The 2909-nt window shown below is 36.9% G+C and carries 3 protein-coding genes and 1 other annotated feature; of the genes, 2 read left to right on the top strand and 1 reads right to left on the bottom strand.

Annotated elements, in window-relative coordinates; translation table 11 throughout:
• The first annotated feature begins 43 nt into the window (after positions 1-43).
• Positions 44-303 (top strand) — a binding site (T-box leader).
• A 70-nt stretch (positions 304-373) separates the two neighbouring features.
• Positions 374-1357: an aspartate--ammonia ligase gene (asnA, locus tag AB3X49_RS20540; RefSeq protein WP_002126735.1), complete on the top strand. Its 984-nt coding sequence runs from the start codon at positions 374-376 to the stop codon at positions 1355-1357.
• Positions 1358-1501: 144 nt separating this feature from the next.
• Positions 1502-1942 carry a helix-turn-helix domain-containing protein gene (locus AB3X49_RS20535; protein WP_367964406.1) on the top strand — a complete coding sequence of 147 codons (441 nt, stop codon included), beginning with the start codon at positions 1502-1504 and terminating at the stop codon, positions 1940-1942.
• Positions 1943-2231: 289 nt separating this feature from the next.
• Here AB3X49_RS20535 and AB3X49_RS20530 read toward each other — a convergent pair whose 3' ends face one another.
• Positions 2232-2684, bottom strand: a complete 453-nt coding sequence (locus tag AB3X49_RS20530; protein ID WP_367964404.1) for a VOC family protein — start codon at positions 2682-2684, stop codon at positions 2232-2234.
• Between the last annotated feature and the right edge of the window lie 225 nt (positions 2685-2909).

Raw genomic sequence — 2909 nt, 5'->3', positions numbered from 1 at the left:
GTATAGAATAATCATTAATAAAATGTTTCAGAGATGTGACAATAAAACGACTATGAAAGGACGAGTAGTAGTAGGATGTAGTTTAAGCGAGTCAGGGGCGGTGTGAGCCTGATACGAAGCCTATTATGAAGAACCTCCTGGAGTCGCTAACCGAAATCCTTTATAGGAAAGTAGACTTAGCCGGGAACTTCGCCGTTACAAGAAGAACAGTATCGAGATTTTTTAATCTCCGTACTGTATAAGTGAGCAACCTCTGTTGCTAATTTGGGTGGTACCGCGGAACCAAAGTCTTTCGTCCCAGTTTTTTGGGAAAGAAGGGCTTTTTTTGTTGGCTTCTTTTCACAACATCCAAACATTTTAGGAGGAAACCACCATGTATCAATCATTAATGACAGTAAGAGAGACTCAAATCGCAATTAAGGAAGTTAAAACATTTTTCGAGGATCAATTAGCAAAGCGCCTTGAACTATTCCGCGTATCTGCACCATTATTCGTAACGAAGAAATCAGGATTAAACGATCACTTAAACGGTGTAGAACGTCCAATTGAATTTGATATGTTACATTCAGGAGAAGAATTAGAAATTGTACATTCACTAGCGAAGTGGAAAAGATTCGCATTACATGAATACGGATATGAAGCTGGTGAAGGTTTATATACAAACATGAACGCGATTCGTCGTGATGAAGAACTTGATGCAACGCATTCCATTTATGTTGACCAATGGGATTGGGAAAAAATCGTTCAAAAAGAATGGCGTACTATCGATTACTTACAAAAAACAGTACAAACAATTTATGGAATATTCAAAGAATTGGAAGATCACTTATTTGAAAAGTATCCGTTCCTTGGAAAGTATTTACCAGAAGAAATTGTTTTCATTACTTCTCAAGAACTGGAAGATAAATATCCAGAATTAACACCGAAAGATCGTGAACATGCAATTGCGAAAGAACACGGTGCAGTCTTTATTATTGGAATTGGTGATGCACTCCGTTCAGGTGAAAAGCACGATGGACGCGCGTCCGATTATGATGATTGGAAATTAAACGGTGACATTTTATTCTGGCACCCAGTACTACAAGCTTCGTTCGAATTATCATCAATGGGAATTCGTGTTGATAGTAAAGCACTTGATGAGCAATTAACGAAAACTGGTGAAGACTTCAAACGTGAGTATGATTTCCATAAAGGTATTTTAGAAGACGTACTACCATTAACAATTGGTGGTGGTATCGGCCAATCAAGAATGTGTATGTACTTCTTACGTAAAGCACATATCGGTGAAGTTCAATCTTCTGTATGGCCTGATGATTTACGTGAAGCTTGCAAGAAAGAAAACATTCATTTGTTTTAATATAAGTGAGAGGGAGAGTGGCTCGAAAATAGAGTTACTCTCCCTTTTTTATTGTGTAAACTGGTGGTTTACAGTGAGTGTTACTAATAGTTTCTTTCTTTTTTATCTCCTTTTATGTAATAATTTGTTAAAGGAGGGGACGTTATGAACTTAGGAGCACAGCTAAAAAAACTAAGAGAGTCAAAGGGTTTTTCGCAAGAGGATGTTGCAAAGAAAATCGGTGTAACTAGGCAAGCGGTGTATAAGTGGGAAAATGATAAAAGTTACCCTGACATTGATAATTTAATTTTATTGAGCGAAATGTACAACGTTACGCTCGATGAATTAATAAAAGGGAATCAAAACTTTAAAGAGAAAATACATATTGATGAAGAAGATGAGGGTTTTGAGAAAGAGAATGAGTTTGGTTTTTATATTGGATTTGGTTTGCTAATTATGAGTGCTTTCATTGATTACGAAGGAATTCAAGAGATTTTATTAGGGGCTGCGCTATTCATGATGGTCTTTTATTCCGACGTGAAGAAAGTTATTTTGAATGAATTTCGCTCGTTATTTAAAGGAAAAGATATATATGATAAGAAGTGAGAAGAGTCCGTTATATTTCCTAGGAAAAGGTATTGTGAATAATCTAATTGTTTTATAACGATTTTTAGATATAAGTAATATGTTAAAAAGCTGTTTGTATAGAGTCTTGAAATCTATGTGTAAAATGATAATAAAGTTATTTAATTTTAAAAGCTCAAACGAGTATAGCCCCGTTCTAAAGTTAGGACGGGGTTGAAAATCTAAGTTTTATTGAATAAGAATTTTCTTCAAATATTTTTACTTCAGTAATGTATATTTCAGTAAAGGCCTTTTATAAAACGTCACTTACTTATTTGTTACTGAGTTGTTCCGCCAAACCGATTAGAATTCCTTCGGTTCCACGAATGTAGCAGAGTCGATACGAGTTCTCATACTGAACTACTTCTCCAACGAGCTGAGCACCATGCTTAGTAAGTCTGGATACCATTTCGTCAATGTCCTCGACGGTGAACATGACGCGCAGATAACCGAGGGCGTTTACAGGAGCTGTCCGGTGATCTGCTATAGTAGGTGGGGTGAGAAATCGCGAAAGTTCAATTCGGCTGTGGCCATCTGGAGTAACCATCATAGCAATCTCCACGCACTGAGAACCGAGTCCGGTTACGTGACCAGCCCATTCACCTTCGACAGTAGCTCGCCCTTCGAGTTTTAATCCAATCTCCTTGAAGAAAGAGATTGCGTTATCAAGAGATTCTACAACGATGCTGACATTGTCCATTCTTAGTAATCTGTTGTTTGCCATAGTCTTTATCTCCTTATGTGTAAAAATTTATCCCGCTATTTGCGGGCAATAAGACTCCCACCTCAAAATTCGGCGAATGCGAGGAAGTTAGGTGGGAGATAACTGCCCGATTGTTGAATAGAATGACTTGATTCTATTTTTTAACAATTTTATTGTTCTTTAAACGACTTTATTTTAAACTAAATAACCTTTTTCTCACTTTCCACTATGCCAACAGCTTTCTAT

This window comes from Bacillus sp. C30 (assembly GCF_040838255.1).
In the GTDB taxonomy this organism is placed as follows: domain Bacteria; phylum Bacillota; class Bacilli; order Bacillales; family Bacillaceae_G; genus Bacillus_A; species Bacillus_A mycoides.
The sequence above is the reverse complement of the archived record's forward strand: the minus strand, read 5'-3'. Positions and strand labels throughout refer to the sequence as shown.

Bases quoted from the DNA above. Each gene is read 5' to 3' on its own strand.
- asnA (WP_002126735.1), top strand. From the start codon at position 374: ATGTATCAATCATTAATGACAGTAAGAGAGACTCAAATCGCAATTAAG.
- AB3X49_RS20535 (WP_367964406.1), top strand. From the start codon at position 1,502: ATGAACTTAGGAGCACAGCTAAAAAAACTAAGAGAGTCAAAGGGTTTT.
- AB3X49_RS20530 (WP_367964404.1), bottom strand. From the start codon at position 2,684: ATGGCAAACAACAGATTACTAAGAATGGACAATGTCAGCATCGTTGTA.